This is a genomic window from Pseudoduganella sp. R-32 (genome assembly GCF_049913245.1).
Lineage (GTDB): Bacteria > Pseudomonadota > Gammaproteobacteria > Burkholderiales > Burkholderiaceae_D > Rugamonas.
The window spans coordinates 5,042,753-5,066,458 of sequence record NZ_CP183987.1 but is presented as its reverse complement, the minus strand read 5'-3'; the positions used below and the strand labels follow the sequence as shown (position 1 = coordinate 5,066,458).

The following is a 23,706-nucleotide window of genomic DNA, read 5'->3' as shown; positions in this document are numbered from 1 at the left end:
CTCCTATTCCAGGGCGATTGCCGACAGCGGCAGGCGCAGCTCGACCAGCGCGCCTTGTTCCAGATTACGTGCTTCGACGGTGCCGCCCAGCGTGCGAATGACATTCACGACCAGGAACAGTCCCAGCCCGCTGCCGGGCCGGCCCTTGCTCGACTGGTAGGGCTTGCCGAATTGCGCCAGCATCGCCGGCGCGAAGCCGGGACCGCGGTCGCTTACGGCCAGTTTCAGAACCTCGTCTTCCGCAGAAGCCTCGAGCTTGACCCATCGCGGCGAGGCTTCCAGCGCGTTATCGAGCAAATTGAAAATCGTCTGCTTGAGTGCCGATTCAAAGACAACCGGTAGGTCGCTCGGCAAGCGGTCATCGAACTCGAATGCCATCACCGGGCGGTTGCTGCGCCATTCGTCCAGCAGCTCGCCAAGGAAGGCGCGCAGCGTGGTCTTGGCAGACGATTCGCCACGCAGCTCGCCGGCCGACAGGAGGATGCCGGTGACGATGGTCTTGCAGCGCTGGAGCTGGGTTTGCATCTCTTCGATTTCTTCCTGCAGGATTGCATTCCCGGTAAATTCGGGCATGCGCTTCCAGTCGCCCAGCAGGACCGACATGGTTGCCATTGGCGTGCCCAGTTCATGGGCTGCGCCCGACGCCAGAAGGCCCATGCGCACGATATGGTCTTCCTCCGCAGCGCGCTGGCGCAGGTCGGCCAGGTGCGCGTCGCGTTCGCGCAGGTTGCCGGTGATGCGCTTGATCAGAATAACCAGCAGGCCGGCGTTCAGCAGGAAGCAGATAATCATGCCCACCACATACAGGTGGGCAAACGCGCTTTCATCCTCCAGCAGCAGGGGCAGGGGCTTGGAGAACAGGGCCAGGCCGCCCAGGCAGGCGCCGGTGATGCCGACAATGGTCCAGGCAGCCCAGGCGTCGAGCAGCACGGCCGACAGGATCACCTGCAGCAGGTAGAGGAAGGCGAAGGGATTGGTGGTGCCGCCGCTGAAATGCAGCTGCGCCGTCAGGCTGGCCACGTCGACCAGTAGCGCCAGGAGCATTTCGTTATTGGTGACGATCGGGTTTTCGTGCCAGCGCAAATGGCTGCCGATGTTGAAGGCGATCAGGCAGGCCAGCACCGTCAGCATCTGCGGCATCGGCAGGTTGAGGCCAAGGCCAAGGGTAACGCCAGCGATGGTCGTGATCTGGCCCAGTACCGCAATCCAGCGCAGCCGGATCAGGTACAGCATGTTTTTGTGGCCAGTAGTATCGCCGACGCCCGCCGCGAGGGACAAGGACATCATTCCGCCAGGTTCCGCCGTGTTTTCCGAGTGATTTGCCATGTTCGCCCGATGATCATCAACGCTAGAGCATACCAAGTTAATGCGTATACCAGATGATTATCACGGAAAGCGATCACGGTGAGGCCGCCGACGGGCTGCGCGGCCTGTGGGGCGGGGCTGGCGTCGGCATCGATGAAGTAGGGGGCGACCTGGGACAGGCCGCTGGCCGCGGCCATGGCTTGCACGTCGCGCGAATACCAGCGCTGGCCGGCAGGATCGTTCTTGCGCAGCAGGTCGCCGTCGGCCTGGCTCATGCGCAGCAGGCCGGTGACTTCGGCAGCAGCAGTGCCGGAGCCGACGCCCGTCTTGCGGTCGGCGACATAGCCGCGGTTGACGAATACGATGTCGCCAGCGGCGGTTTGCAGCGGCGTCATGACCCAGAAACCGGGGCCGAGCTGGGTGGATGCCTGCACCAGGGTGCTGCGATCGAGCAGCAGGGTGCCGGAAACTTGCACGTGCCGGTATTCGGCATTGTCGGCCGTGAGGGACGGCCATTCGGAAGGGGAGGGAGCTGCAACAGGAGCCGCGTGCGCCCGCTGGTTGACGCGGGCGATCAGCTCGTGCTTCCACTGCATGCGAAACAGCTGCCAGGTCCCGAGCGCCAGGAATACCGCACAGGCGAGCGAGATCCCGGCGGCCCAGAACAGGCGCGCCCGCGGGGAGGCGGTGCGCGCTTGGCTCAAGGCATGTCGTGCATTTGCTGCACGGAGGAGCTGCCGGCCGGACCCATGGACGGCATCATGTTGTGGTTCAGGTGGTACATGACCCAGATCGAGCCGGTCAGCACGATGACGACCAGGACGATGGTGAAGATCAGTGCCAGCAAGCTCCAGCCGCCTTCCGAACGCGAGTTCATGTGCAGGAAGTAGATCATGTGAACCACGATCTGCACTGCTGCGAAGCCGAGGATGACGAAGGCGGTGGTGCTCGAATCCTTGATCACGTGGCCCATGACGAGCCAGAACGGAATCGCGGTCAGGATCACCGACAGGATGAAGCCGATCGCATAGCTTTTCAGGCTGCCGTGGTCATGGCCGTCGCCGTGCGCGCCGTGGCCATGGCCGTGTTCGTGGTCGTGGTGTGCGCTCATGGCAGGACTCCCATCAGGTAGACAAAGGTGAAGACGCCGATCCAGATCACGTCCAGGAAGTGCCAGAACATCGACAGGCACATCAGGCGGCGGGTGTTGGCTTCGGTCAGGCCGTGGCGGTTCAGCTGGACCATCAGGGTAACGAGCCAGATCACGCCGAAGGTCACGTGCAGGCCGTGGGTGCCGACCAGCGCGAAGAACGAGGTCAGGAACGCGCTGCGCTGCGGGCCGGCGCCTTCATGGATCAGGTGAACGAACTCGAACATTTCCAGGCTGAGGAAGCCCAGGCCGAACAGGCCGGTGACCGCCAGCCACGCCAGGGTGGTGCCCAGCTTGGCGCGCTGGGACGCCAGCATGGCGAAGCCGTAAGTGATCGACGACAGCAGCAGGAAGCCGGTGTTCAGGGCCACCAGCGGCAGGTCGAACAGCTCGGCGCCGGACGGGCCGCCCGCAAAGTTGCGGCCCAGGACAGCGTAAGCGATGAACAGGACGGCGAAGATCAGGCAATCGCTCATCAGGTAAATCCAGAAGCCCAGCAGGGTGCCGTTCTCCGGGTGGTGTTCACGGACGTGGAACGGCATGTCGTCCTGCGCGCCGTGCGCACCTGCCTTGGCAGGATCAAGAACCATTTCAGACATTGGCGGCCTCCAGGGTACGGGTGCGCTCGGCTTCGGTCACAACGACTTCTTCGGCCGGGATGTAGTAATCGCGCTTGTAGTTAAAGGTATGGATGATCGCGGCGCCCACGGTGGCCACCAGGCCGAGCACAGCGAAGATCCACATCTGCCAGACCAGGGCGAAGCCGGTCGCGGCGCTCAGGCCGGCGATGACGAAGCCGGCAGCGGTGTTCTTCGGCATGTGGATCGCCACGAAGTCTTTCACCGGGCGCAGGTAGTTCTTGCGCTTCATGTCGGTCCAGGTGTCGTTGTCATACACGCGCGGGGTGAACGCGAAGTTGTAGTCCGGTGGAGGGGACGAGGTCGACCACTCCAGGGTACGGCCATCCCACGGATCGCCGGTCACGTCGCGCAGGGCAGCGCGGCGGCGGAACGACACGTAGAACTGGATCAGCATGGAGCCGATACCGCCGGCGATCAGGACGGCGCCCACGGCAGCCACCTGGAACCAGATCTGCAGCGAAGGATCTTCGAAGTGGCTCATGCGGCGGGTCACGCCCATCAGGCCCAGCACGTACAGCGGCATGAAGGCGAGGTAGAAGCCGACCACCCAGCACCAGAAGGAGACTTTGCCCCAGAACACGTCCAGCTTGTAGCCGAAGGCCTTCGGGAACCAGTAGTTAATCGCAGCGAACACGCCGAACACTACGCCGCCGATGATCACGTTGTGGAAGTGGGCGATCAGGAACAGCGAGTTGTGCAGCACGAAGTCCGCAGGAGGAACAGCCAGCAGCACGCCGGTCATGCCACCGATCACGAAGGTGATCATGAAGGCGATGGTCCACATCATCGGCAGTTCGAAGCGGATGCGGCCGCGGTACATGGTGAACAGCCAGTTGAAGATCTTGGCGCCGGTCGGGATCGAAATGATCATCGTCGTGATGCCGAAGAAGGAGTTCACGCTGGCGCCGGAGCCCATGGTGAAGAAGTGGTGCAGCCATACCAGGTAGGACAGGATGGTGATCACCACGGTCGCGTACACCATCGAGGCGTAGCCGAACAGGCGCTTGCCGGAGAAGGTCGACACGATTTCCGAGAACACGCCGAACACCGGCAGCACCAGGATGTACACCTCAGGGTGGCCCCAGATCCAGATCAGGTTCACGTACAGCATGGAATCGCCGCCGAAATCGCTGGTGAAGAAGTGGGTACCGAAGGTGCGGTCCAGCGACAGCATGGCCAGCACGGCGGTCAGTACAGGGAAGGTCACCACGATCAGCACGTTGGTGCACAGCGAAGTCCAGGTGAAGACAGGCATCTTCATCAGCTTCATGCCTGGCGCGCGCATCTTGACGATGGTCGCGATCAGGTTGACCCCTGAGAGCAATGTCCCGACCCCCGCCACCTGCAGGGACCAGATGTAGTAATCCACCCCGACGTCAGGGCTGGCCAGGATGCCGGACAGCGGCGGGTAAGCCAGCCAGCCGGTTTTCGCGTATTCGCCGACGAACAGCGAGACCATGGTCAGGCCGCCGCCGAATGCGGTCATCCAGAAGGAGAAGTTGTTCAGGAACGGGAAGGCCACGTCGCGCGCGCCGATCTGCAGCGGCACCACGTAGTTCATCAAGCCGGTCACGAAAGGCATCGCCACGAAGAAGATCATGATCACGCCGTGGGCGGTGAAGATCTGGTCGTAGTGGTGCGGAGGCAGGTAGCCCATCTGGTCGCCGAAAGCGATGGCCTGCTGCAGGCGCATCATCAGCGCGTCGGCGAAGCCGCGCAGCAGCATGACCAGGCCCAGGATCATGTACATGATGCCGATTTTCTTGTGGTCGATGCTGGTGACCCAGTCGCGCCACAGCGGGCCCCACAGGCGGTATTTGGTCATGGCGCCCATGACGGCCAGGCCGCCCAGGACCACCATGGTGAAGGTGGCGACCAGGATCGGCTCATGGTACGGGATCGCGTCCAAGCTCAGCCGGCCCAGCAGCGGGTGGAGGGTGGTTTGGTTTTCCATATTCAGTTCTTGCGAGGAGTAGATACGAGGGCGACCTGCTTGGCTTCAGCGTAGGTATCGCTTGGCGTGCAGATGCGCGCTTCCATTTCCTTCTTGGCGGCCACGGCGCGTACACGGGCGGCATCGTCAGCCATGGTCTGGCTGGCGCAGGTCGAACCAGGTTCGACGCAGCGGTTGATGATCGCGGTGTAGAGCGCGTCTTCAACCGCGCCATAACGGCGCACAGGTTCGCGCTCGCTTGGCTTTTCGAGGGCCAGGTAGTCGGCGCGGTTCAGGTTGCCGCCACCAGCCTTGGTCTTGGCGACCCAGGCGTCGAAGTCGGCGGTCGACACGCCGTGGTACTTGAAGCGCATGTGCGAGAAGCCCGCGCCGCTGTAGTTGGCGGAGAAGCCTTCATAGGTGCCCGGCTTGTTCAGCACCGCATTCAGGGTGGTGTCCATGCCCGGCATGGCGTAGATCTGGCCGGCCAGCGCCGGGATGTAGAACGAGTTCATCACAGTCGACGCGGTGATCTTGAAGCGGATCGGGGTGTCGATCGGGGTCACCAGTTCGTTGACGGTGGCGATGCCCTGTTCCGGGTAGATGAACAGCCATTTCCAGTCCATGGCCACCACTTGCACCACCAGCGGCTTGTGGTCGGCTGCCAGCGGACGCTTTTCGTCGATGCGGCTCAGTGGACGGTAAGGATCCAGCAGGTGGGTGCTGATCCAGGTCAGCAGGCCGAGGACGATGATGATCATCAGCGGGGCGCCCCAGATCACCAGTTCGAGCTGGGTCGAGTGGTCCCAGTCCGGGGTGTACTTGGCGTTGGTGTTGCCTTTTCGGTAACGCCAAGCGAACAGCACAGTCAGCGCGATCACCGGTACGATGATCAGCAACATGAGCAGGGTCGAGATGGTCACCAGGTGAGCCTGTTGCGAGGCAACGTCACCGGCGGGGTTCATAACGATGGTATTGCAGCCTGAAAGGCAGACGGCTGCGAGGAGGAGAAGTAATATAGGCATGCGCAAGAAACAATGTCCTAAGTCAAGAATCTTTCTATTTTGAGGGGTCTGGACAAGGCGCGAAATTGGACATATTGTCCTACCAGCAGGTTAGATAACAGTAATAAACACCGGTGATATCTCTCAACCGGTGAGAAACAGGAGACTGAACCATGCAGAGTATGTCCGCACCAGCCCACGGTATTCCGATGCGGCCATCCGATTCGAGCGACCAGCACATTGCCCCCGGCGAAATTGCCGTGGGCGTGGTGATTGGCCGGGCTTCCGAATATTTCGACTTTTTTGTTTATGCCATTGCCTCCGTCCTGGTCTTCCCGGCGGTGTTTTTCCCGTTCGCCTCCAAGCTGGACGGGATGCTGTATTCCTTCGTGATCTTCTCATTTGCATTTTTGGCAAGGCCGCTGGGGACGGCGACCTTCATGGCGATCCAGCTGCGGTTCGGGCGCGAAACCAAGCTGACGGCGGCGCTGTTCCTGCTGGGCGCCTCGACAGCGGGCATGGCCTTCCTGCCGACCTACGGGCAAAGCGGCCTGGGCGCGCTGGCCTTGCTGGCCATGCTGCGTTTCGGGCAGGGCATTGCCCTGGGCGGCTCCTGGGACGGCCTGCCGTCGCTGCTGGCCCTGAATGCACCGAAAGAGAAGCGCGGCTGGTACGCGATGCTGGGCCAGCTCGGCGCGCCGACCGGCTTCATCATCGCGGCGGGCCTGTTCTCCTTCCTGTTGTCGAGCCTGTCGTCGGAAGACTTCCTCGACTGGGGGTGGCGCTATCCGTTCTACGTCGCTTTCGCGATCAACGTGGTGGCGCTGTTTGCCCGCCTGCGCCTGGTATCCACCAATGAATACGCGCGCCTGCTGGAAGAGCGTGAGTTGCAGCCGACCGATATTGGCGAGTTGTTCAAAACGCAAGGCCGCAACGTGGTGATTGGCGCCCTGGCAGCGCTGGCCAGCTACGCGCTGTTCCACCTGGTGACCGTATTCCCGCTGTCCTGGATTACGCTGTATTCAGAGCGCTCGGTCAGCGAGTTCCTGGTGATCCAGATTGGCGGCGCATTCCTCGCAGCAGCCTGTATCGTCGCATCGGGATGGATCGCTGACCGTATCGGCCGCCGCCGCACGCTCGGCTCGCTGGCTGTGCTGATCGGCGTGTTCAGCGGCTTTGTTCCGCTGCTGATGCAGGGCGGTGACGCAGGGCAGACCATCTTCATCCTGCTCGGCTTCGCGCTGCTGGGCCTGTCGTATGGCCAGGCAGCCGGCGCCGTGACCGCCAATTTCGAGTCCCGCTTCCGCTATAGCGGCGCAGCGCTGACGTCGGACCTGGCCTGGCTGGTCGGCGCCGCCTTCGCCCCGCTGGTCGCGCTGGGCCTGTCGGCGCACTTCGGCCTGGCCTATGTCAGCCTGTACCTGCTGTCCGGTGCCGCCGGCTCGCTCGCCGCCCTCAGCCTGAACCGCGCGCTGGAGATCAAGGACTGAGATCGCGCGAAACGCCATCCTTGAACGGGCCGCCCAAGGGTGGCCCGTTTGTTTTCGGGCGAATGTCGGGTTTTTGTCGTGGTCGGCTGGGTGATCCTGAAACAAATCCGAATCAGCCGAAACCTGTCGCAGGAACAATTGGCCCAAATGTCCGGGCTCAACGTGCGCACGACTCAGCGGATCGAAAACGGGCAAAACGCCAGCCTGGAATCATTGAAATGTCTTGCCGCCGTGTTCGAAGTTGATGTTTCCACCTTAAAACAGGAGAAATTTATGATCGACAAAAGCTCGGATCACTGGCGGGACCTGCCAATCCATTTGAAGTGCTTCTTCTGGTTCAACTTGATGCTGGAGCAGCCAGCACGGCAGGCGGCGCGCCGCGCCCTCATTGCAAGCCATCTCAGCGGCTACCTTGGCTGTCTGGTTGGCCTTTATAGCCCTGCAGGACTGGTTGGCGGCCTGATCATGCTCGCGAATGCCTACTTGTTTCATCTCATTTTGTGGCAGGGCGACAAATACGGTATCTGGCACGACCAAACGGAGGGGGGCTTGAGTCGGCGCAATAGGGAATGTCGTCTGCAATATAAGCTTTTGTTCAACGATATAAGGTTTTTTTGAACGAAAGCCTATAATGATCTCAACCCCAATTGCGATAGTCTGGCAAGCCAGGGCGAAACGCCAGCTTTCAAAGTTGGGTAAGACTGACCAGGTGTTTATTTGGCGCGAAGTCGGGGCTTTGGCGACGTTGCCGTGGGGCGCGAATGTGATTGTCCTGAAAACGCATCAGTATGGATTTCGATTGCGGGCAGGGCGCTACCGCATATTGTTCGATTTTGACGGCAGGCTGCGAGTGGTCAGCATTGAAGAAGTGAAGAAGCGCGATGAACAAGCCTACTAACGTGCAGATCATAAACGGCCCGGATGGTCGCCCTGCGTTCGCAGTGATCCCTTACGAAGCTTACTTGCGTTCGCGCAAGGACGAAGAAGAGGTGGCAATGCCGCACGAAGTCGTCGGCATGATTGTCCTGAATGGCTGGAGTCCAATTCGCGCCTGGCGCGAGCATCTCGGGGTGACGCAGCAGGAGATGGCTGAACGGCTCGGCATTTCACAGCCTGCATTCGCACAGCAGGAATCCTCTGCGCGGCCACGCAAAGCTACCCGTGAACGCGTCGCGGCTGCACTTGGCATCTTCCCCGAACAGCTTTTGTTCTGATTAACGGAAGAAGCCGCGCTCTTCTTTTTCGAGGTCGGGGCCGCTCATGGTTTCGCGCACCACGCCCTGGCGGTCCATCATGATGTGCATCATCGAATCCCATACGCCCGATTCCTTGTAGCGGTAGCTCCATACATTCAGGTCGCGCAGCTGCAGGTAGGTACGCTCGTCTGGCGGGCCGTACAGGCGCAGCAGGTCGGCCTGGGTGGTCACGCCGAGCTGTATCGGCTTGAAGCTGTCGTTGCCGCGTTGCCAAGTGGGTGGGGCGACGGCGCAGGCGCTTAATAATAATGACAAAAATGCAACGCGAAGAGGTGTTTTCATGGCTGATCGTGTGTGGCGGTAGCTTTCGACCCTTATTCCGGTTATACTCCCGTGTCTGGCCATCCGGCCGGATTTTTATATTAAACGTAATTCACGATGTGCAGGGTTCCCAAGACTCCGTGCATCGCATGTGAAAGGTAAGAAAATGACCGTTGAAAACATCAACAAGTCGGCCATCATCGCCGACAACGCTCGTGGCCAAAACGACACCGGCTCCCCAGAAGTGCAAGTTGCTCTGCTGACCGCTCGCATCAACGAACTGAACACCCACTTCAAAGAGCACACCAAGGATCACCACTCCCGTCGTGGCCTGATCAAGATGGTTAACCGTCGTAAGTCCCTGCTGTCCTACCTGAAGAACAAAGACGCAAACCGTTACCGCGACCTGATCGCTAAACTCGGCCTGCGTAAGTAATTCTTGCGTTACCAGGTTTAAACGAGAAATGCCTGCGCCAGTTCGCTGCCGCAGGCATTTTGGTTTTTTAAACCCTTAGTTTTATTGCAGTAAAGCAGTATGGCGGCCTCCTGGCCGTCCGTGGTGAGGTGCTACGACAGCTCCTGAAAATCTGTCGGCTAAAGAGAAAGAGGGATAAACCCATGTTTAACAAAGTAACGAAGACCTTCCAGTACGGCCAACACACCGTGACGCTGGAAACCGGCGAAATCGCTCGCCAGGCATCCGGCGCGGTAATGGTATCGATGGATGACACCGTCGTACTGGCAACCGTGGTGGCGCGTAAAGACGCAAAACCAGGCCAGGACTTCTTCCCACTGACCGTCGACTACCTGGAAAAGACCTACGCAGCGGGCAAGATCCCTGGTGGCTTCTTCAAGCGCGAAGGCCGTCCTTCTGAAAAAGAAACCCTGACTTCCCGCCTGATCGACCGTCCGATCCGTCCTCTGTTCCCAGAGGGCTACATGAACGAAGTCCAGGTGATCGTACACGTGCTGTCCGTGAATCCTGAGATCGATCCGGACATCGCTTCCATGATTGGCGCGTCCGCCGCCCTGTGCGTCTCCGGTGTGCCATTCAACGGCCCGATCGGCGCTGCGCGCGTCGGCTACAAAAACGGCCAGTACATCCTGAACCCGACCGCTTCCCAGCTCAAAGACTCCCAGATGGACCTGGTGGTCGCCGGTACCGAATCCGCCGTGCTGATGGTGGAATCGGAAGCGCAGCAGCTGTCCGAAGAAATCATGCTGGGCGCCGTCGTCTACGGCCACGAGCAGATGAAGGCCGTGATCGACGCAATCCATGAACTGGTGCGCGACGGCGGCAAGCCTGAGCAAGTGTGGACTCCACCTGCCAAGAACGAAGCCCTGATCGGCCGCGTTGCCCACTTCGCCGAAGCGAAGATCAACGCCGCTTACCAGACCAAGGACAAGCAAGCCCGTACCGACAAGCTGCGCGCCATGTCGGCCGAAGTGATGGCCGACCTGGCTGCCGAAGCTGCCGCACACGGTGCTGACGCTCCTGACTCGGTCGAAGTCGGCAACATCCTGTTCGAAATGGAAGCGAAGGTTGTTCGTTCCCAGATCCTGCAAGGCGAGCCACGTATCGACGGCCGCGACACCAAGACCGTGCGTCCGATCTCGATCCGCACCTCGGTCCTGCCGCGCACTCACGGTTCCGCCCTGTTCACCCGCGGCGAAACCCAGGCACTGGTCGTAGCGACCCTGGGCACCGCCCGCGATTCGCAGAAGATCGATGCGCTGATGGGCGAGTACACGGACGACTTCATGCTGCACTACAACATGCCTCCGTTCGCCACCGGCGAAACCGGCCGTGTTGGTACGCCTAAGCGCCGCGAAATCGGCCACGGCCGCTTGGCCAAGCGTGCACTGGTTGCTGCTTTGCCGGCACCGGAAGACTTCTCGTACTCCGTGCGCCTGGTGTCGGAAATCACCGAATCCAATGGTTCCTCTTCGATGGCTTCCGTCTGCGGCGGCTGCCTGGCACTGATGGACGCCGGCGTGCCGATGAAAGCGCACGTGGCCGGTATCGCCATGGGCCTGATCAAGGAAGGCGGCCGCTTTGCCGTGCTGTCCGACATCCTGGGCGATGAAGACCACCTGGGCGACATGGACTTCAAGGTAGCTGGTACTGCCAACGGCATTACCGCGCTGCAGATGGACATCAAGATCCAGGGCATCACCAAGGAAATCATGCAGGTTGCACTGGCACAGGCCAAAGAAGGCCGCCAGCACATCCTGGGCGAAATGCAGAAGGCCATGCCGACTGTGAAGACCGAACTGTCCGACTTCGCTCCGCGCCTGATCACCATCAAGATCAACCCTGAGAAGATCCGTGACGTGATCGGCAAGGGCGGCGCCGTGATCCGCGCGCTGACCGAAGAAACCGGCACCCAGATCGACATCAGCGACGACGGCATCGTCACCATCGCTTCGGTCGACGCAGCTGCCGGCCAGGAAGCCAAGCGCCGTATCGAAGAACTGACCGCTTCCGTGGAAGTGGGCAAGTGCTACGACGGTACCGTGCTGAAGCTGCTGGACTTCGGCGCCATCGTCCAGGTCATGCCTGGCAAGGACGGCCTGCTGCACATCTCGCAGATCGCCAACGAGCGTGTGAACGCCGTGGCCGACTACCTGAAAGAAGGCCAGCAAGTGCGCGTGAAGGTCCTCGAGACCGACGAGCGTGGCCGCCTGAAACTGTCGATGAAAGCTGCCGCTGAAGAAGCTGCTGCCGCTGCACAGTAATCAGCCAAGCTGACAAGAAAAGCCGCCGGTGCGAAAGCCCGGCGGCTTTTTTGTTACCTTTGGTGAGACTTTGCTTGCATCTGGCAAGTTATGATCCAGCGGTCTGACAGGGCAAATATTATGATCGCATCGACACCACCTTCAAAGCGCGTGCTGGACCTGCTTGTGCCACGTATGACGGAGCTCGGCTACAAATACGCGAAAACGGGGCACCGGTTCCGAAGGCCTTTCGCGCATGGCATAATTGAATTCCCTCTCGACTTTGATGCCCGAGCTGGATTGCTGACAGTTACTGCAGGCTCTTTCGTCCACTTCACCAAGCTTGAGGCGCTGATTTTGTGTTCGATGCCTTGCGCCGGAAGCAACCGGCGTACAGGTACGTCTACGTATCTCGATGGAGGCTCGCGCTGATCCTGGTATTGGTGCGTATGCTGGGCGACGATCCGGCTGAACTTTATGCGATCGCCGATGCCTATGATGCTTATGCTCCGCCGGAGCTTGCCCGCAGATGGATGGCGAAGGTTGACAGCCTCTATCAAGCATCACCTGCCGACTTTCGGCTGGGCTAGTCCGCTGTGGAAACTTGGAAGTTGTCAAAAAATATTACAAAGATTCAATCGTGCGCAGGTCGAGCGCTGCTATAATTCCACGCGGAAACTTGCATTATTTGTAACTAGTGAGGGATTGCCGAGAGCAGTCCGAGGAAATTCCGCATGCGTAGCCTGTCGCAAATCTTATCCGAGCTGCCGTTTGGACGGCAAAACAATCGTATCCTGCGCCTGTCGTTCCCCAATAACGACGGCCCGCATTCCCTGCTGCTGGCAAACCGGCTGGAAGCGGACGAGGGCCTGTCGCGCGATTTCGAATATACCGTGGAGGTGCTGGCCGAAGATGCCAGCATTGCGCTGAAGGACGTGCAAGGCAAGCTCGTCACCATTTCGCTGGTGCGCGGCGATGGCAGCATGCGCTACTTCAACGGCTACGTATTCGAATTCCGCCTGGTGAAGACCGATGGCGCCATCGCCTTCTATTCGATGGTCCTGCGGCCCTGGCTGGCCTACCTGAAGCTGCGGCGCGACAATTACCTTTTCCACGGCAAGACCCTGCGCCAGCAGTCGGAAGAGGTGTTTGCCGACTACGGCACGCATCCCGATTGGAGCTGCCGCGTGCAGGGCGCTGACGAGGCCATGACCATGGCCTGCCAGTTCGATGAGACCGATTACAACTACCTGCACCGGCGCTGGGAAGCGGCGGGCTGGCATTATTGGTACGAACATAGTGAACGCGGCCACACGCTGGTGCTGTCGGACGATTCCAGCCAGGCCGCACCGATTGACGGCGGCAATCCTGGCGTGCGTTTCCAGCGCCACGGAGGCGCGGCCGAAGAAGACGGCATCGGCGACTGGTCGCCGGTGCGCAGCATCGTTTCCAGCAAGGTGGCGCTGTCGGCGTTCGACTTCAAACAGCCGGTACCAAGCCATGTCGACCTGCCCACGCTGAACCAGCAGGGCGATGTGCTGTCGATGGAGAGCTATGAGTATGCCGGCGCGTACGGCGTGCGGAACCGCAAGGATGCGGAAGCGCTGGCCTTGCTGCGGATGGAGGAAATTGAAAGCCGCGGCAAGCATATCGAGGCCAAGGGCAACAGCCGCTACCTGATGCCGGGCCGCTGGTTCCGCCTTTCCGAGCATTTTTCCGCGGATGCGCACGGCGCTTCGGACGACAAGCTCGAATTCGTGGTGATCAGCGTGCACCATTCCGCCACTAACAACTATCTTCAGCAGTCCGAAGGGATTTCCGAATACAGCAACCAGCTGACCTGCATACGCAAGACGGTGCACTGGCGTCCGGGGCGCGGTTTTAACAGCGAACAGGCCAGGATCCATGGCCCGCAGACCGCCATCGTGGTCGGCCCTTCCGGGCAGGAAGTCCATACCGACGAACATGGCCGCGTGCGCGTGCAGTTCCATTGGGACCGCGTCGGCACGCATGACGAGCAGAGTTCGGCCTGGGTGCGGGTTGCCTCGAGCTGGGCGGGCGGCAATTTTGGCGGCATTTCCTTGCCGCGCATCGGACAGGAAGTCATCGTACAGTGGCTGGACTCGAATCCGGACCGTCCCATCATCACGGGCCGCGTCTATAACGGCGAGAACATGTCGCCCTGGGAACTGCCGCACCAGCATGCGCTGTCCGGCATCCGCAGCCGGGAGCTGAAGGGCGCCGGCGGCGCCGGCGGCCGCAACAACCACCTGCTGATGGACGATACGGCTGGCCAGATCCAGGCCGTGCTGTCCTCCGACCATCACCGCAGCCAGCTTAACCTGGGCTACCTGACGCGCGTGCTCGACACCTCCGGCCGCAAGGACCACCGCGGTGAAGGCTTCGAGCTGCGTACCGATGGCTGGGGCGCAGTGCGCGCCGCCAAGGGCGTGCTGGTCACGGCCTGGGGCCAGCCGGTGCAGGATAGCGGTACTACCCAGCAGGACAATACCGAGGGCGCCGACACCTTGCGCGCCGTGCTGGACAGCGCAACCATGCGCAGCCAGGCGGCCGAGATGGCGACCGAGCAGCGCGGCGAGCAGAAAAACTCGCACCGTGGCCTGAAGAACCAGAAGGCGCTGAACGAAAACGCCTGGTCGCTGACCAAGCCGCTGGTCTTCATTTCCGCGCCGGACGGCGTGGCCGCCAGTACGCCGAAGAGCATCGTGCATGCAGCCGGTGAAGACCTGGGCTGCTACGCCGCGGGCAATGTCGACATGACGTCCGGCGAACAGATGTCGTTCAGCTCGGCCAAGGGCATCCAGCAGCACGTCGAGCGCGGCAGCATGGTGACCGCCATCAGCCACGGCAACCATTACCTGCACGTGCAGGACGGGAAGGTCGAAACCGTGTCGCAAAAAGGCATGGTCTTCGAGGCCAAGACCGGCGATATCGTGCTGAAGACCAAGGGCGGCAGCATCGTCCTGACCGAAAGCGGCGAGATCCTGATCAAGGGCGCCAAGGAAACCCACGAAATCGCCGGCACTCTTGAACTGGGCGCAGCCAAGGTGGTGAACCAGGGCTCGGTGAAGTCGGCGCCGGTGACCGAATTCTGGGGCAAGATGAACGTCGGCAAGTTCAGCCAGCAGGTGGTGCTGCGCGATGCGCTGTACCTGGCGGCGGGGGCGGCGGCCGGCTACGCCTACAAGATCCTGGCGAAGGATGGCTCCGTGCTGCAGTCCGGCAAGCTGGATGAGGAAGGCAAGACGGCGCGCGTGTTCACCGAGGACATGGAGGAACTGCAGGTCGAGATCGACCGCAATAACGGTAAGTGGGAATTCCTGGAAGACGTCAAGCACGACCCTGAGATGGACGAGGAAGTAGATGATGCGTTGACCGAGAAGGTAAAGACGCCGGTTGGTGTTGGCGTGCTGGCGTCGAAGACGCAGATTTCGGTGGAACATGCGAAAAAGCTGTTCATGCCTGACGGCGAAATCGATATCCGCGCCGAAGCGCTGGCGCTGCTGGGCCAGAAGATCGGCATGCCGCCTTCGACCATCGTGCACATCCTGAAGCGCAGCGACAATATGAAGGATGCGGTTATTGGACTCGGCACGGAGCGCATGGTGCAGGCGGCGCAGGAAGGCTTGGTCGACCTGGTCGAACGCAAGGTCAACCATTCAGCCGCGAGGCTGGTGGCCATGGTCACGCGCGACTGGCGCGGCGATGGCGAACTGCCGCGCGACGTGTCGTCGATCTTCGAAGAAGCCGCCGCCAAGCGCGTGCGCGACATGGCCAAAGTGATGGAGCGCGCCACGTCCGGCTGCTTCGGCATTGACGACGACCTCGATGCGTTGTCGCTGTCCGACCTTGACCTGATTGAGCTGGACGCGCCGCCAGCCGATTTGCGTCCGGAAGAAGACGCACCAAATTCAATTCCACCTGTTCGTGAGGCCTCATAATGAAAAACAATTTGATCCTGGGTTTGTTGTTGTCCGCCTGCCTGGTACAGGCCGCGCTGGCCGAATCCAAGCCGGCGTTGCGCCAGCGCGTCGCGGCGCTGCAGTGCGTTGACCGCAAGATCGAGCTGAAAGCAAGCTGCTACAAGGAAGTGGGCTATCCTGGCTTGTCCTGCACCAGCCAGCGCCTGAGCATTAGCGACGGCGCCAGCGGGCGTGAGCTCGGCGGCCAGTCATTCAAGGCGGAGCCGTTGCAGACTGGCGATTCCTATCCAATCATCGCTGACAAGGTCGGTGATGTCGTCTGTGCCGAAACGCCCGCCAAAGAGAAAGTCATCGTGGTTTCGATGTCGAACGGCGGCAATTGCGCGCAATGCGAATGGGCCGACGTGTATAGCTGGGACGGCAACCTGATCGGCTCCAATCGCGACAAGAAAAAGAACCCCGCGGTGGGCGAAGCGGTGAAAACCGCCTTCGACAAGAAAGTGAAGAAGATAGGGCAGGGCAGCCTGTTCGACGTTTATATCGAGAGTGCGTTGAATGGCCATTGATTACAACGTCTTTTACACCCAGAAGAAGGGCGCGGCGTACAAAGACGAGCAAGTGAAGTCGTACTCGCATTACAAGGAGCCGGTCGACCACAGCCCGGGCAGGCTGGCCGGTAATTCCCGCATCTGGGGCGATGCATCGCTTGCCGTGCAAAAGCAGGTGATTGACAAGCTGATCGCCGCTGCCAAGGCCAAAGGCCTGAACGTGCGCCGCACGGCTTTGCTGCTGGCGACGGCTAAAATCGAATCGGGCTTCAATCCCGATGCCGCTGCCGGCACCACCTCGGCCAGCAGCCTGGGCCAGTTCGTCAACAAAACCGGCAACTTCTATGGCCTGGACAATAGCAATCGATTTGACACGAATGCCAACGTCAAGGCCTTGTTGGAGCATTTCCTTGACAACGAGGCGCTGGCCAAGAAGCGGAAGAAGCCTGATGTCTGGTGCTACAAATACCACCATGATGGCCCGAGCGGCAATTATGGCGGAGAGGGCCTGGCTACCGGAAAATTTGCCAAGCTGGCCGATCTCTACGAAAAGGCGCTCGACGTCGGCCATGCGCTGAGCATTGTCGACGCAGCCGGCAGTCCGATTGCCGATGCGACCATTCGGGTGGAGCAGAACGGCAAGTCGAAGATCATGAAGTCCAACGAGCATGGCTTGCTGCCGACCTTCCTTGCGTCGCCTGACTTCGGGCCGCTGACCGTCTTCATCCAGAAAACGACCGATGAGTTCAAGGAACTCGGCCAGCTTGCGATCGACAAACTGAACTCCAGCTGGACGATCGTCGCGCCGAAAGAGCGCGTACCGGTGAAGACTCACCTGCACGAGGACAAGGCTGCAGCGCCCAAGACCCCAGGCATGCACGAGGTGAAAAAGGGCCAGACGCTTTCGTCCATCGCGCGCCTTTACGGCACGACCTACCAGGTCCTGGCCAAGATGAACAACATCGACAAGCCATACCTGCTGCATCCTCACCAGATGCTGAAAGTACCTGATACTAAAGGCAAGCCGGCGCAGCAGCATGCCAAGCCAGCACAACCGGCAGCGCCAGCAGCGGCGGCATCTGCACCGACGAAGCCGGCCGGCTCTGCCGGTGCAACGGGCGGTGCGCAAGCAGCGGCTTCCAATAAGCCCGCTACCCCTCCGGCCGCGGCGTCGCCGGCTGCAACCAAGCCGGTCGTGAAAGAAGATCGTAGCGCTGAATCAAAGCATCCGGAAGCGACCGTCATCAAACCGGCAGCATCGAGCAGGATTGAGATTGCAATTGCTCATGCAATGAAACATAAGCATCCTAAATCCATCCACTACTGCTTGATGTATGTAAAAAGAGCTCTGGTGGCCGCAGGGTACTTCAAGTACCCAAGTTGCGAGCATGCCAAGGACTTTGGGCCGGTTCTAGCAAAGAATGGCTTCAAGAATCTGTTGGAAACGACGCCGGGAATCAATCTTAAAACCGCGCCGTACGGCTCGATCGTCATATACGCCCCAATTGAGAAGCAGGTTACCAGCGCTGGCAAAGTAATCTCCGGGCATATCGAGATCAAGCATGCGGGAGGTTTCGTCAGCGACTTTAATGAAATTGACCCATGCTATCGTACGGATTACATCACGATGGTTTCGCCTGTGAGCGGCAGTTACAAGGTCCGGTTCAAGGTAACGGGAATTTGGTATTTGGAGTAAGAGATGCGAAATATGAAAATAGTTCTGAAGGCCGGCTTGACGCTGTTGGCCGCGTTCCAGTTTGCGCCAGCATTTGCAGGAGAGAACTATTCGCCGTTTGGCTTGAGCTGTACACGCGGCGGCGAGCCTGGCGAAGAGGTGAAAAAGGTCAGCGCAAGCCTGGACCAGCGTTTCAGCGCCATCTGGGGCAAGGATTGGGTGTATCAGACGCTTCCAACCAAGCGTATTGACCCGAAGGCGATGGAAGAGATTGCAAGCATCGCAGGTTGCGCTGCCATGTTGGACCGTTCTGCATGCTCGAACTTCTTTGATCCCGAATTCGGTGGCAACCTTACGGTGTTTACCGCTTTGGGCAGCAAAGCACCGATCCGCAAACAGTTTGATGAAGCTATCGCGGCATTGCCATCGGTCGAAGCACGAAAAGCCGCCCAGTACTGCGTCAAGCTTGTCGGAAAAAAATAGTGCACAAGACGGTATTGACACAGGCTGGCCTGGCGATTTTGCTCGGCTGCGGGGTTGCACAGGCATTCGCGGGCGAGGGGTATTCCAATGGTGGGCTGCGTTGCGTGGCCGGGCCGAACGGCGTGCCTGCGGAAGAGGATGTCAACAAGGTCGGGGAAATCCTGCGTCAGCGCTTCGACACTGTCTGGGGCAAGGATAAATGGATCGGCAAGCCGATTTCCTCCAAGCGCATCGACCCCAAGGCCATAGAGGAGATTGCGGCAGTTTCGGCCTGCGGGGCCTTGATGGACCAATCGTCCTGCTCGACTTACTTTGACCCGGAGTTTGGCGGGGAGCTGGCCATTTTCATGAGCGTGGGCACCAAGGTGCCCGTCCGTCAGCAATTCGATGAGGCCATCGCTGCGTTGCCTTCAGCGGAGGCGCGCAAGGCTGCGCAATACTGCGTCAAGCTCGTTGGAAAAAAATAGATTATCAGGAAGGGTAGCAGGATGAGTCGTCCAGTGATTCGCATTGGAGATAAGACGTCGCATGGCGGGGAGGTCAAGACCGGCAGCTCCAACTTTGTCGTCGACGGCAAGGGGGTGGCGCGGCTGGGCGATACGGTGAGTTGCCCGTTGCATCCAAGCGAAACCACCATCAACAGCGGCAGCGAAACCTACATCACCGACGGCAAGCCAACTGCCCGCGACGGCGATACCACTGCCTGCGGCGCCACGCTGATTGCCAGCCAGACCAGGTACCTGATCAAGTAGGCCAGGTCTTGGTTTCGTTGGGTAATTTGTTGGATGGTGACTATTGAATAGATTTGGCCGTCATCGGCAATGGCATTCTTCCGCCTTCGCAGAATTACAAAGGAAGAAGTAGTGTTCATCATGTTTGGCTGGGTCAAGGAACGAAAAGAGGTCGGCCAGGCGCTTACCTGTCATTGCTATCGCTGCCAGCGCACGCGTATGTGGGAGCATTGGAAAGAGACGGAGTGGGTGTCGTTCTTTACGATCAAGACGATTCCATTCCTGTCCAAGTCCTACCTTGTATGTTCGGCATGCCGGGAACCTGTCGCCGTTGACAGTGCGCGCTCAAGGTTCATTGGGAGTGTGGCAAACGAGCAGCGCCTCGCTGCATTCCTGGACGAGCATCAACTTGCGCTGAAGACGCCAGTCCAAAGAAGCTATCTTCTGGCGCAGCGAGAACAGGATCAACGGTGCGAATGAAAGGCCGTCAGCGCCTCAGCCATGAATGGAACCAGCAAGCGCTAATCCATGCAGCGAGGACGCTGCAAGGGGCAGGGCGGGTTCTGCCGTTCTCGGTGTATTCGTCGGTCAAGGAGCAGAAGATCGTCAATGTGCCGATCATCAGGCCGATGCTGATCTGCGTGCTCGACGGCAGCAAGCGCTTGGGCAGCAAGGGCGAGATTGTTTGTCCGCGCGGCAGCTTTATCGTGCTGTCGAACCACCCCAGCATCAATATGCGCAATATCCCCGGGGATGGGGAATACCTGGCGCTGATCGTGGAGTTCGAACACGATGATTTCGATTGCCTGCCGCCGAAGGCCGCCAGGACCGTGCCGTTTGTGCAGGGCGAGATAGGCCCGGTATTTGAAAAGACCTTGCAGCAGTTCGTTGAATGGGCCGCCTTCGCGCCGCAGGCGATATGGGCTGCGCGCCGGCGTGAGATTCTTCAGCTGATTTACCACCTGGGCCATGTCCAGGTCAGCGCTGTCATGGAACCGCCCAGCCTTAGCCATCGCCTGCACAGCATGATTTGCGTGGAATTCGGCATTGAGATGGGTGCCGACGTTCTTGCATCCCGTCTCGCGCTCAGCGAGTCCACCCTGCGTCGCAAGCTGGCAGCGGAAGGCACTACTTTGCAGGCGATCAAGGATCGGGCAAGGCTGGGCCATGGCCTGCACCTGGTGCAAACAACATTTGAGCCAATCGGACGGGTTGCGGAAAGGTGCGGTTACCAGTCCCAGTCGCGCTTTACCGACAAGTTCAAGCAATTCTTCGGCATCACGCCGTCCGAACTACGCAAAACAAGGATGCGCGACGAAGACCGAGCGTTACTGCGTCGTCTTCCCACGAATGACTGATTAAGGCGAAACTCTGGCTGGTTTCGGACTAAACCGCTTTTCGGTTGCTGCTTACCATGTGCGTTCTTCAACACGGGAGCACATATGCGACACCTTATTTTTGCAGCACTGCTGGTATCCAACTCCGCGCTGGCGGGATCGCTGACCCTGGCCAGCACCGACATCGCCGACGGCAAGTTCATGGCCAAGGCCCAGGAATTCCAGGGCTTCGGCTGTAGCGGTGGAAACCAGTCCCCGCAACTATCCTGGTCCGGAGCGCCGCAAGGCACGGCGGCTTTCGCCATCCTGGTCCATGATGCCGATGCGCCGACTGGCAGCGGCTGGTGGCACTGGCAGCTTGTCAATATTCCGAAGGATGTGACTTCGCTGCCGGCGGGCGCGCTGGCTCCTGCGGGCAGCCAGCAGATGCGCAACGACTACGGCGCGAAGGGGTTCGGCGGCGCATGCCCGCCATCGGGGCACGGCGTGCATCACTATCGGTTCACGGTGCATGCGCTGTCGCAAAAACTCGACCTTCCCGAGGACGCATCGGGCGCACTGACCGGTTATATGGTCAGGGCGCACTCGCTCGGAGCGAGCACTATCGAGGCCCTGTACCAGCGCGATTAAGCCCGAGGATGGCGCGGCCGTGGCGCGCGGCGATCCATTCTTCATCGGTAGGTTCGACTGCCACCAGTGGTCCGGCGCCGCAGCTGATCAGCGGGGCGTTGCTGCGGTTGGCCGCGTCATCGATCTGCACGCCGAGGAAGCCCAGCGCGGCGCAAATGCGGCGGCGGATCTCGGCATTGTGCTCGCCAATGCCCGCTGTGAAGACCAGCATGTCCAGGCCACCCAGTACCGCGCACAGGGCGCCGATTTCGCGCACGATGCGGCGCACGTACAAGGCCAGCGCGTCGCGTGCACGCGGAGACTCCGCCTCTTGCTCCAGCAGCAGGCGTGGATCGGCGGCGATGCCCGATACGCCCAGCAGGCCTGACTCGTGGTACAGCAAATGGCCGACTTCGTGCGTGCTCAGGCCTTCGATATCCATCAGGTAGAGCAAGGCGCCGGGGTCCAGTGCGCCGCAGCGCGTGCCCATCATCAAGCCGTCCAGGGCGGAAAAGCCCATGGTGGTGGCGACGCTGGCCAGGCCCTGCATCGCGCACAGGCTGGCGCCGCTGCCCAGGTGGGCGGCGATGGTGCGGCCCTGCGCTGCGCCGCCGTGCCGCGCTGCCAGCGCGAGCGACAGGTATTCGTAGGACAGGCCATGGAAGCCGTAGCGCCGCAAGCCGCGCTCCCACGCCGCGTAGGGCAGGGGCAGCATTTGTTCGACCACCGGCAGGGTATGGTGGAAGGCGGTATCGAAGCAGGCGACTTGCGGCAGGCTGGGGTGGCTGGCGAGCAGGGTCTCGATCGCTTCCAGCGCAAAGGGCTGGTGCAGCGGCGCCAGCGGGATGTAGCTGCGCAGGTCGGCCAGCACCTGCGCGTCCAGCAACACCGGCGCACTGTACTTGAGGCCTCCGTGCACCACCCGGTGTGCAATGGCTGTCAGCGTTTCACCAGCGCCCTGCAGGCGTTGCGCCAGCTGCGCCAGGATGGCGTCCAGTGCTGCGTGGTAGGGTTGTTCGCCGCCGGCCGGCAGCGCACGGGACGTGGCGCCCGGCAGGTCCAGCGTTGGCCGGGGACCGGTCACGCCGTCGACTTTGCCATGCCATAGTGCCTTCGCGTCCAATCCGGTTTCCCCGGCGTCAAAGAGGGCGAACTTGATGCTCGACGATCCGCAGTTCAGTACCAGGATGCGTGGTGTCATGGCGGGGTCGCCTCATACTGGCGGGCCAGCAGCAGGGCCACGGCACAGGAAGCGAGCCGGCTTTCGCAGCTGTCGGCGCGGCTGGTCAGCACGATCGGCAGGCGCGCGCCGAGCACCACGCCGGCGCTGTTGGCACCGCCCAGGTATTCCAGCTGCTTGGCCAGCATATTGCCGCTTTCCAGGTCGGGAGCGACCAGCACGTCGGCTTGCCCGGCTACTTTCGACACGATGCCCTTGATGCGCGCCGCTGCCGGCGATACGGCATTGTCGAAGGCCAGGGGCCCGTCCAGCAGGGCGCCGCTGATCTGGCCGCGGTCGGCCATCTTGCACAGGATCGCGGCGTCGAGGGTGGCCGGCATATGGGGGTTGACGGTCTCCACTGCGGCCAGGATGGCCACGCGCGGCGTGGCGACGCCGATGGCGTGCGCCAGGTCGATGGCATTGCGGATGATGTCGGCTTTTTCTTCCAGCGTCGGCGCGATATTGATGGCGGCGTCGGTCACGATAAAGGGACGAGGATAGGCCGGGGTCTGCATCAGGAAGCAGTGGCTGATACGGCGCTTGGTGCGCAGGGCCGGGCAGCCGACCACGGCGCCCATCAGTTCATCGGTGTGCAGGCTGCCTTTCATCAGCAGCGCCGCATCTCCCTGCACGGCAAGTTCGACTGCGCGTGCAGCGGCCGCATGGCTGTGCGGCACATCCTCGATGCGGCAGCCGCCCAGGTCCAGGCCGGCCTGCCTGGCCACGGCCTGCAGTTTTGCTTGCGGCGCCACCAGGATCGGCGTGATCAGGCCGGCGGCCTTCGCGTCGAGCGCAGCGCCCAGGCTGGACTCGTCGCAGGGATGGACCACCGCGGTAGCCAGCGGGCCGAAGCCGCGTGCATGCGCCAGCAGGGCCTGGATTTCGCCGCCGCCGGGCATGAGGCGCACCTCCGGCAGCGTGGCGCGGGGACGGGCGATTGCTTCAGTGGGCGCGATCACATCGGCTTCCCCCGTGATTACGGCCACGCCATCCTGGTTGATGCACTGGCAGGCCAGCTTGAGGCGCTTGCGCGCTTCGTCGCGGGCGGTGACGGTGACGCTGGTGGTTAGCGTGTCGCCAACGCGCACCGGAGCGGTAAATTTCAGGGTCTGCCCGAGGTAGATGGTGCCAGGGCCCGGCAGGCGGGTGCCCAGCACGGCCGAGATCAGGGCGCCGCCGAACATGCCGTGTGCGATCACGCTGTGAAAGCGCGTGTTGGCGGCGAAATCCTCGTCCAGGTGCTGCGGGTTGGCGTCGCCCGACAGCACGGCAAAGAGCTGGATGTCGGCGCTCGTGAGCGTGCGCACCAGCGTTTCGGTGTCGCCCACGGCAATGTCGTCGAAAACGCGGTTGCGGATGGTGCTTAAATCGTCTTGTAGCATGGTGGATTCCCAGGTCT

The 23,706-nt window shown here is 61.0% G+C and carries 25 protein-coding genes; 16 read left to right on the top strand and 9 right to left on the bottom strand.

What is annotated here, in order from left to right:
* Positions 1-3: 3 nt before the first annotated feature.
* Genes ACN9MU_RS23070 through cyoA form a run of 6 tightly spaced genes read right to left on the bottom strand, consistent with a single transcriptional unit; the run spans position 4 to position 5,994 of the window.
* Positions 4-1,287: an ATP-binding protein gene (locus ACN9MU_RS23070; RefSeq protein WP_426318687.1), complete on the bottom strand. Its 1,284-nt coding sequence runs from the start codon at positions 1,285-1,287 to the stop codon at positions 4-6.
* The gene (locus tag ACN9MU_RS23065) at positions 1,284-2,009 is read right to left on the bottom strand and encodes an SURF1 family protein (protein WP_426343507.1); all 726 of its coding nucleotides are present in this window, start codon (positions 2,007-2,009) and stop codon (positions 1,284-1,286) included. The genes ACN9MU_RS23070 and ACN9MU_RS23065 overlap by 4 nt, the downstream gene beginning before the upstream one ends.
* Positions 2,006-2,416: a cytochrome o ubiquinol oxidase subunit IV gene (gene cyoD, locus ACN9MU_RS23060; protein ID WP_130311219.1), complete on the bottom strand. Its 411-nt coding sequence runs from the start codon at positions 2,414-2,416 to the stop codon at positions 2,006-2,008. Before cyoD ends, ACN9MU_RS23065 begins: the two co-directional genes overlap by 4 nt.
* A complete protein-coding gene (cyoC, locus tag ACN9MU_RS23055; protein WP_426172271.1) occupies positions 2,413-2,997 on the bottom strand; it encodes a cytochrome o ubiquinol oxidase subunit III in 585 nt (194 codons plus the stop codon). The genes cyoD and cyoC overlap by 4 nt, the downstream gene beginning before the upstream one ends.
* 49 nt (positions 2,998-3,046) lie before the next feature.
* Positions 3,047-5,050 carry a cytochrome o ubiquinol oxidase subunit I gene (gene cyoB / locus ACN9MU_RS23050; RefSeq protein ID WP_426318685.1) on the bottom strand — a complete coding sequence of 668 codons (2,004 nt, stop codon included), beginning with the start codon at positions 5,048-5,050 and terminating at the stop codon, positions 3,047-3,049.
* Positions 5,051-5,052: 2 nt separating this feature from the next.
* A complete protein-coding gene (gene cyoA, locus ACN9MU_RS23045; RefSeq protein WP_426162872.1) occupies positions 5,053-5,994 on the bottom strand; it encodes a ubiquinol oxidase subunit II in 942 nt (313 codons plus the stop codon).
* Between the two features lie 221 nt (positions 5,995-6,215).
* Here cyoA and ACN9MU_RS23040 point away from each other — a divergent pair, with 221 nt between their 5' ends.
* From ACN9MU_RS23040 to ACN9MU_RS23025, 4 genes are read left to right on the top strand one after another with little or no spacing between them, the layout of a single operon-like run.
* Positions 6,216-7,523: an MFS transporter gene (locus ACN9MU_RS23040; RefSeq protein ID WP_426323828.1), complete on the top strand. Its 1,308-nt coding sequence runs from the start codon at positions 6,216-6,218 to the stop codon at positions 7,521-7,523.
* Between the two features lie 39 nt (positions 7,524-7,562).
* A complete protein-coding gene (locus ACN9MU_RS23035) occupies positions 7,563-8,141 on the top strand; it encodes a helix-turn-helix domain-containing protein (protein ID WP_426318684.1) in 579 nt (192 codons plus the stop codon).
* Positions 8,142-8,154: 13 nt separating this feature from the next.
* A complete protein-coding gene (locus ACN9MU_RS23030) occupies positions 8,155-8,421 on the top strand; it encodes a type II toxin-antitoxin system RelE family toxin (protein ID WP_426318683.1) in 267 nt (88 codons plus the stop codon).
* The gene (locus ACN9MU_RS23025) at positions 8,405-8,737 is read left to right on the top strand and encodes a helix-turn-helix domain-containing protein (protein ID WP_426318682.1); all 333 of its coding nucleotides are present in this window, start codon (positions 8,405-8,407) and stop codon (positions 8,735-8,737) included. The genes ACN9MU_RS23030 and ACN9MU_RS23025 overlap by 17 nt, the downstream gene beginning before the upstream one ends.
* On the opposite strand, the gene ACN9MU_RS23020 is transcribed toward ACN9MU_RS23025, so the two are convergent.
* Positions 8,738-9,034: a hypothetical protein gene (locus tag ACN9MU_RS23020; protein WP_426318681.1), complete on the bottom strand. Its 297-nt coding sequence runs from the start codon at positions 9,032-9,034 to the stop codon at positions 8,738-8,740.
* A gap of 172 nt (positions 9,035-9,206) precedes the next feature.
* On the opposite strand from ACN9MU_RS23020, the gene rpsO reads away from it, so the two are divergent.
* From rpsO to ACN9MU_RS22960, 12 genes are all read left to right on the top strand, one after another.
* A complete protein-coding gene (gene rpsO / locus ACN9MU_RS23015; RefSeq protein ID WP_130311226.1) occupies positions 9,207-9,476 on the top strand; it encodes a 30S ribosomal protein S15 in 270 nt (89 codons plus the stop codon).
* Positions 9,477-9,658: 182 nt separating this feature from the next.
* Positions 9,659-11,779 (top strand): polyribonucleotide nucleotidyltransferase, encoded by a 2,121-nt coding sequence (gene pnp / locus ACN9MU_RS23010; protein WP_426162862.1) that lies wholly within the window; start codon positions 9,659-9,661, stop codon positions 11,777-11,779.
* Positions 11,780-12,117: 338 nt separating this feature from the next.
* Positions 12,118-12,348: a hypothetical protein gene (locus ACN9MU_RS23005; RefSeq protein WP_426318680.1), complete on the top strand. Its 231-nt coding sequence runs from the start codon at positions 12,118-12,120 to the stop codon at positions 12,346-12,348.
* Positions 12,349-12,492: 144 nt separating this feature from the next.
* Positions 12,493-15,720 carry a type VI secretion system Vgr family protein gene (locus ACN9MU_RS23000; RefSeq protein WP_426318679.1) on the top strand — a complete coding sequence of 1,076 codons (3,228 nt, stop codon included), beginning with the start codon at positions 12,493-12,495 and terminating at the stop codon, positions 15,718-15,720.
* Positions 15,720-16,268 (top strand): hypothetical protein, encoded by a 549-nt coding sequence (locus ACN9MU_RS22995; RefSeq protein WP_426162856.1) that lies wholly within the window; start codon positions 15,720-15,722, stop codon positions 16,266-16,268. Before ACN9MU_RS23000 ends, ACN9MU_RS22995 begins: the two co-directional genes overlap by 1 nt.
* The gene (locus ACN9MU_RS22990; RefSeq protein ID WP_426318678.1) at positions 16,258-17,946 is read left to right on the top strand and encodes a LysM peptidoglycan-binding domain-containing protein; all 1,689 of its coding nucleotides are present in this window, start codon (positions 16,258-16,260) and stop codon (positions 17,944-17,946) included. The genes ACN9MU_RS22995 and ACN9MU_RS22990 overlap by 11 nt, the downstream gene beginning before the upstream one ends.
* Before the next feature lie 3 nt (positions 17,947-17,949).
* A complete protein-coding gene (locus ACN9MU_RS22985; RefSeq protein WP_426162852.1) occupies positions 17,950-18,408 on the top strand; it encodes a hypothetical protein in 459 nt (152 codons plus the stop codon).
* Positions 18,408-18,875 carry a hypothetical protein gene (locus tag ACN9MU_RS22980; protein ID WP_426318677.1) on the top strand — a complete coding sequence of 156 codons (468 nt, stop codon included), beginning with the start codon at positions 18,408-18,410 and terminating at the stop codon, positions 18,873-18,875. The genes ACN9MU_RS22985 and ACN9MU_RS22980 overlap by 1 nt, the downstream gene beginning before the upstream one ends.
* 21 nt (positions 18,876-18,896) lie before the next feature.
* A complete protein-coding gene (locus ACN9MU_RS22975; RefSeq protein WP_426162848.1) occupies positions 18,897-19,160 on the top strand; it encodes a PAAR domain-containing protein in 264 nt (87 codons plus the stop codon).
* A 111-nt stretch (positions 19,161-19,271) separates the two neighbouring features.
* Entirely contained in the window at positions 19,272-19,619 is a 348-nt protein-coding gene (locus ACN9MU_RS22970; RefSeq protein ID WP_426336180.1) for a hypothetical protein, read from the top strand.
* Positions 19,616-20,497, top strand: coding sequence for a helix-turn-helix transcriptional regulator (locus ACN9MU_RS22965; RefSeq protein ID WP_426162844.1), 882 nt, complete (start codon positions 19,616-19,618; stop codon positions 20,495-20,497). Before ACN9MU_RS22970 ends, ACN9MU_RS22965 begins: the two co-directional genes overlap by 4 nt.
* 84 nt (positions 20,498-20,581) lie before the next feature.
* Positions 20,582-21,106, top strand: coding sequence for a YbhB/YbcL family Raf kinase inhibitor-like protein (locus ACN9MU_RS22960; protein WP_426318675.1), 525 nt, complete (start codon positions 20,582-20,584; stop codon positions 21,104-21,106).
* On the opposite strand, the gene ACN9MU_RS22955 is transcribed toward ACN9MU_RS22960, so the two are convergent.
* Positions 21,078-22,286: an acetate/propionate family kinase gene (locus tag ACN9MU_RS22955; protein WP_426318674.1), complete on the bottom strand. Its 1,209-nt coding sequence runs from the start codon at positions 22,284-22,286 to the stop codon at positions 21,078-21,080. The genes ACN9MU_RS22960 and ACN9MU_RS22955 overlap by 29 nt on opposite strands.
* Positions 22,283-23,689 carry a bifunctional enoyl-CoA hydratase/phosphate acetyltransferase gene (locus ACN9MU_RS22950; protein ID WP_426318673.1) on the bottom strand — a complete coding sequence of 469 codons (1,407 nt, stop codon included), beginning with the start codon at positions 23,687-23,689 and terminating at the stop codon, positions 22,283-22,285. Before ACN9MU_RS22950 ends, ACN9MU_RS22955 begins: the two co-directional genes overlap by 4 nt.
* Between the last annotated feature and the right edge of the window lie 17 nt (positions 23,690-23,706).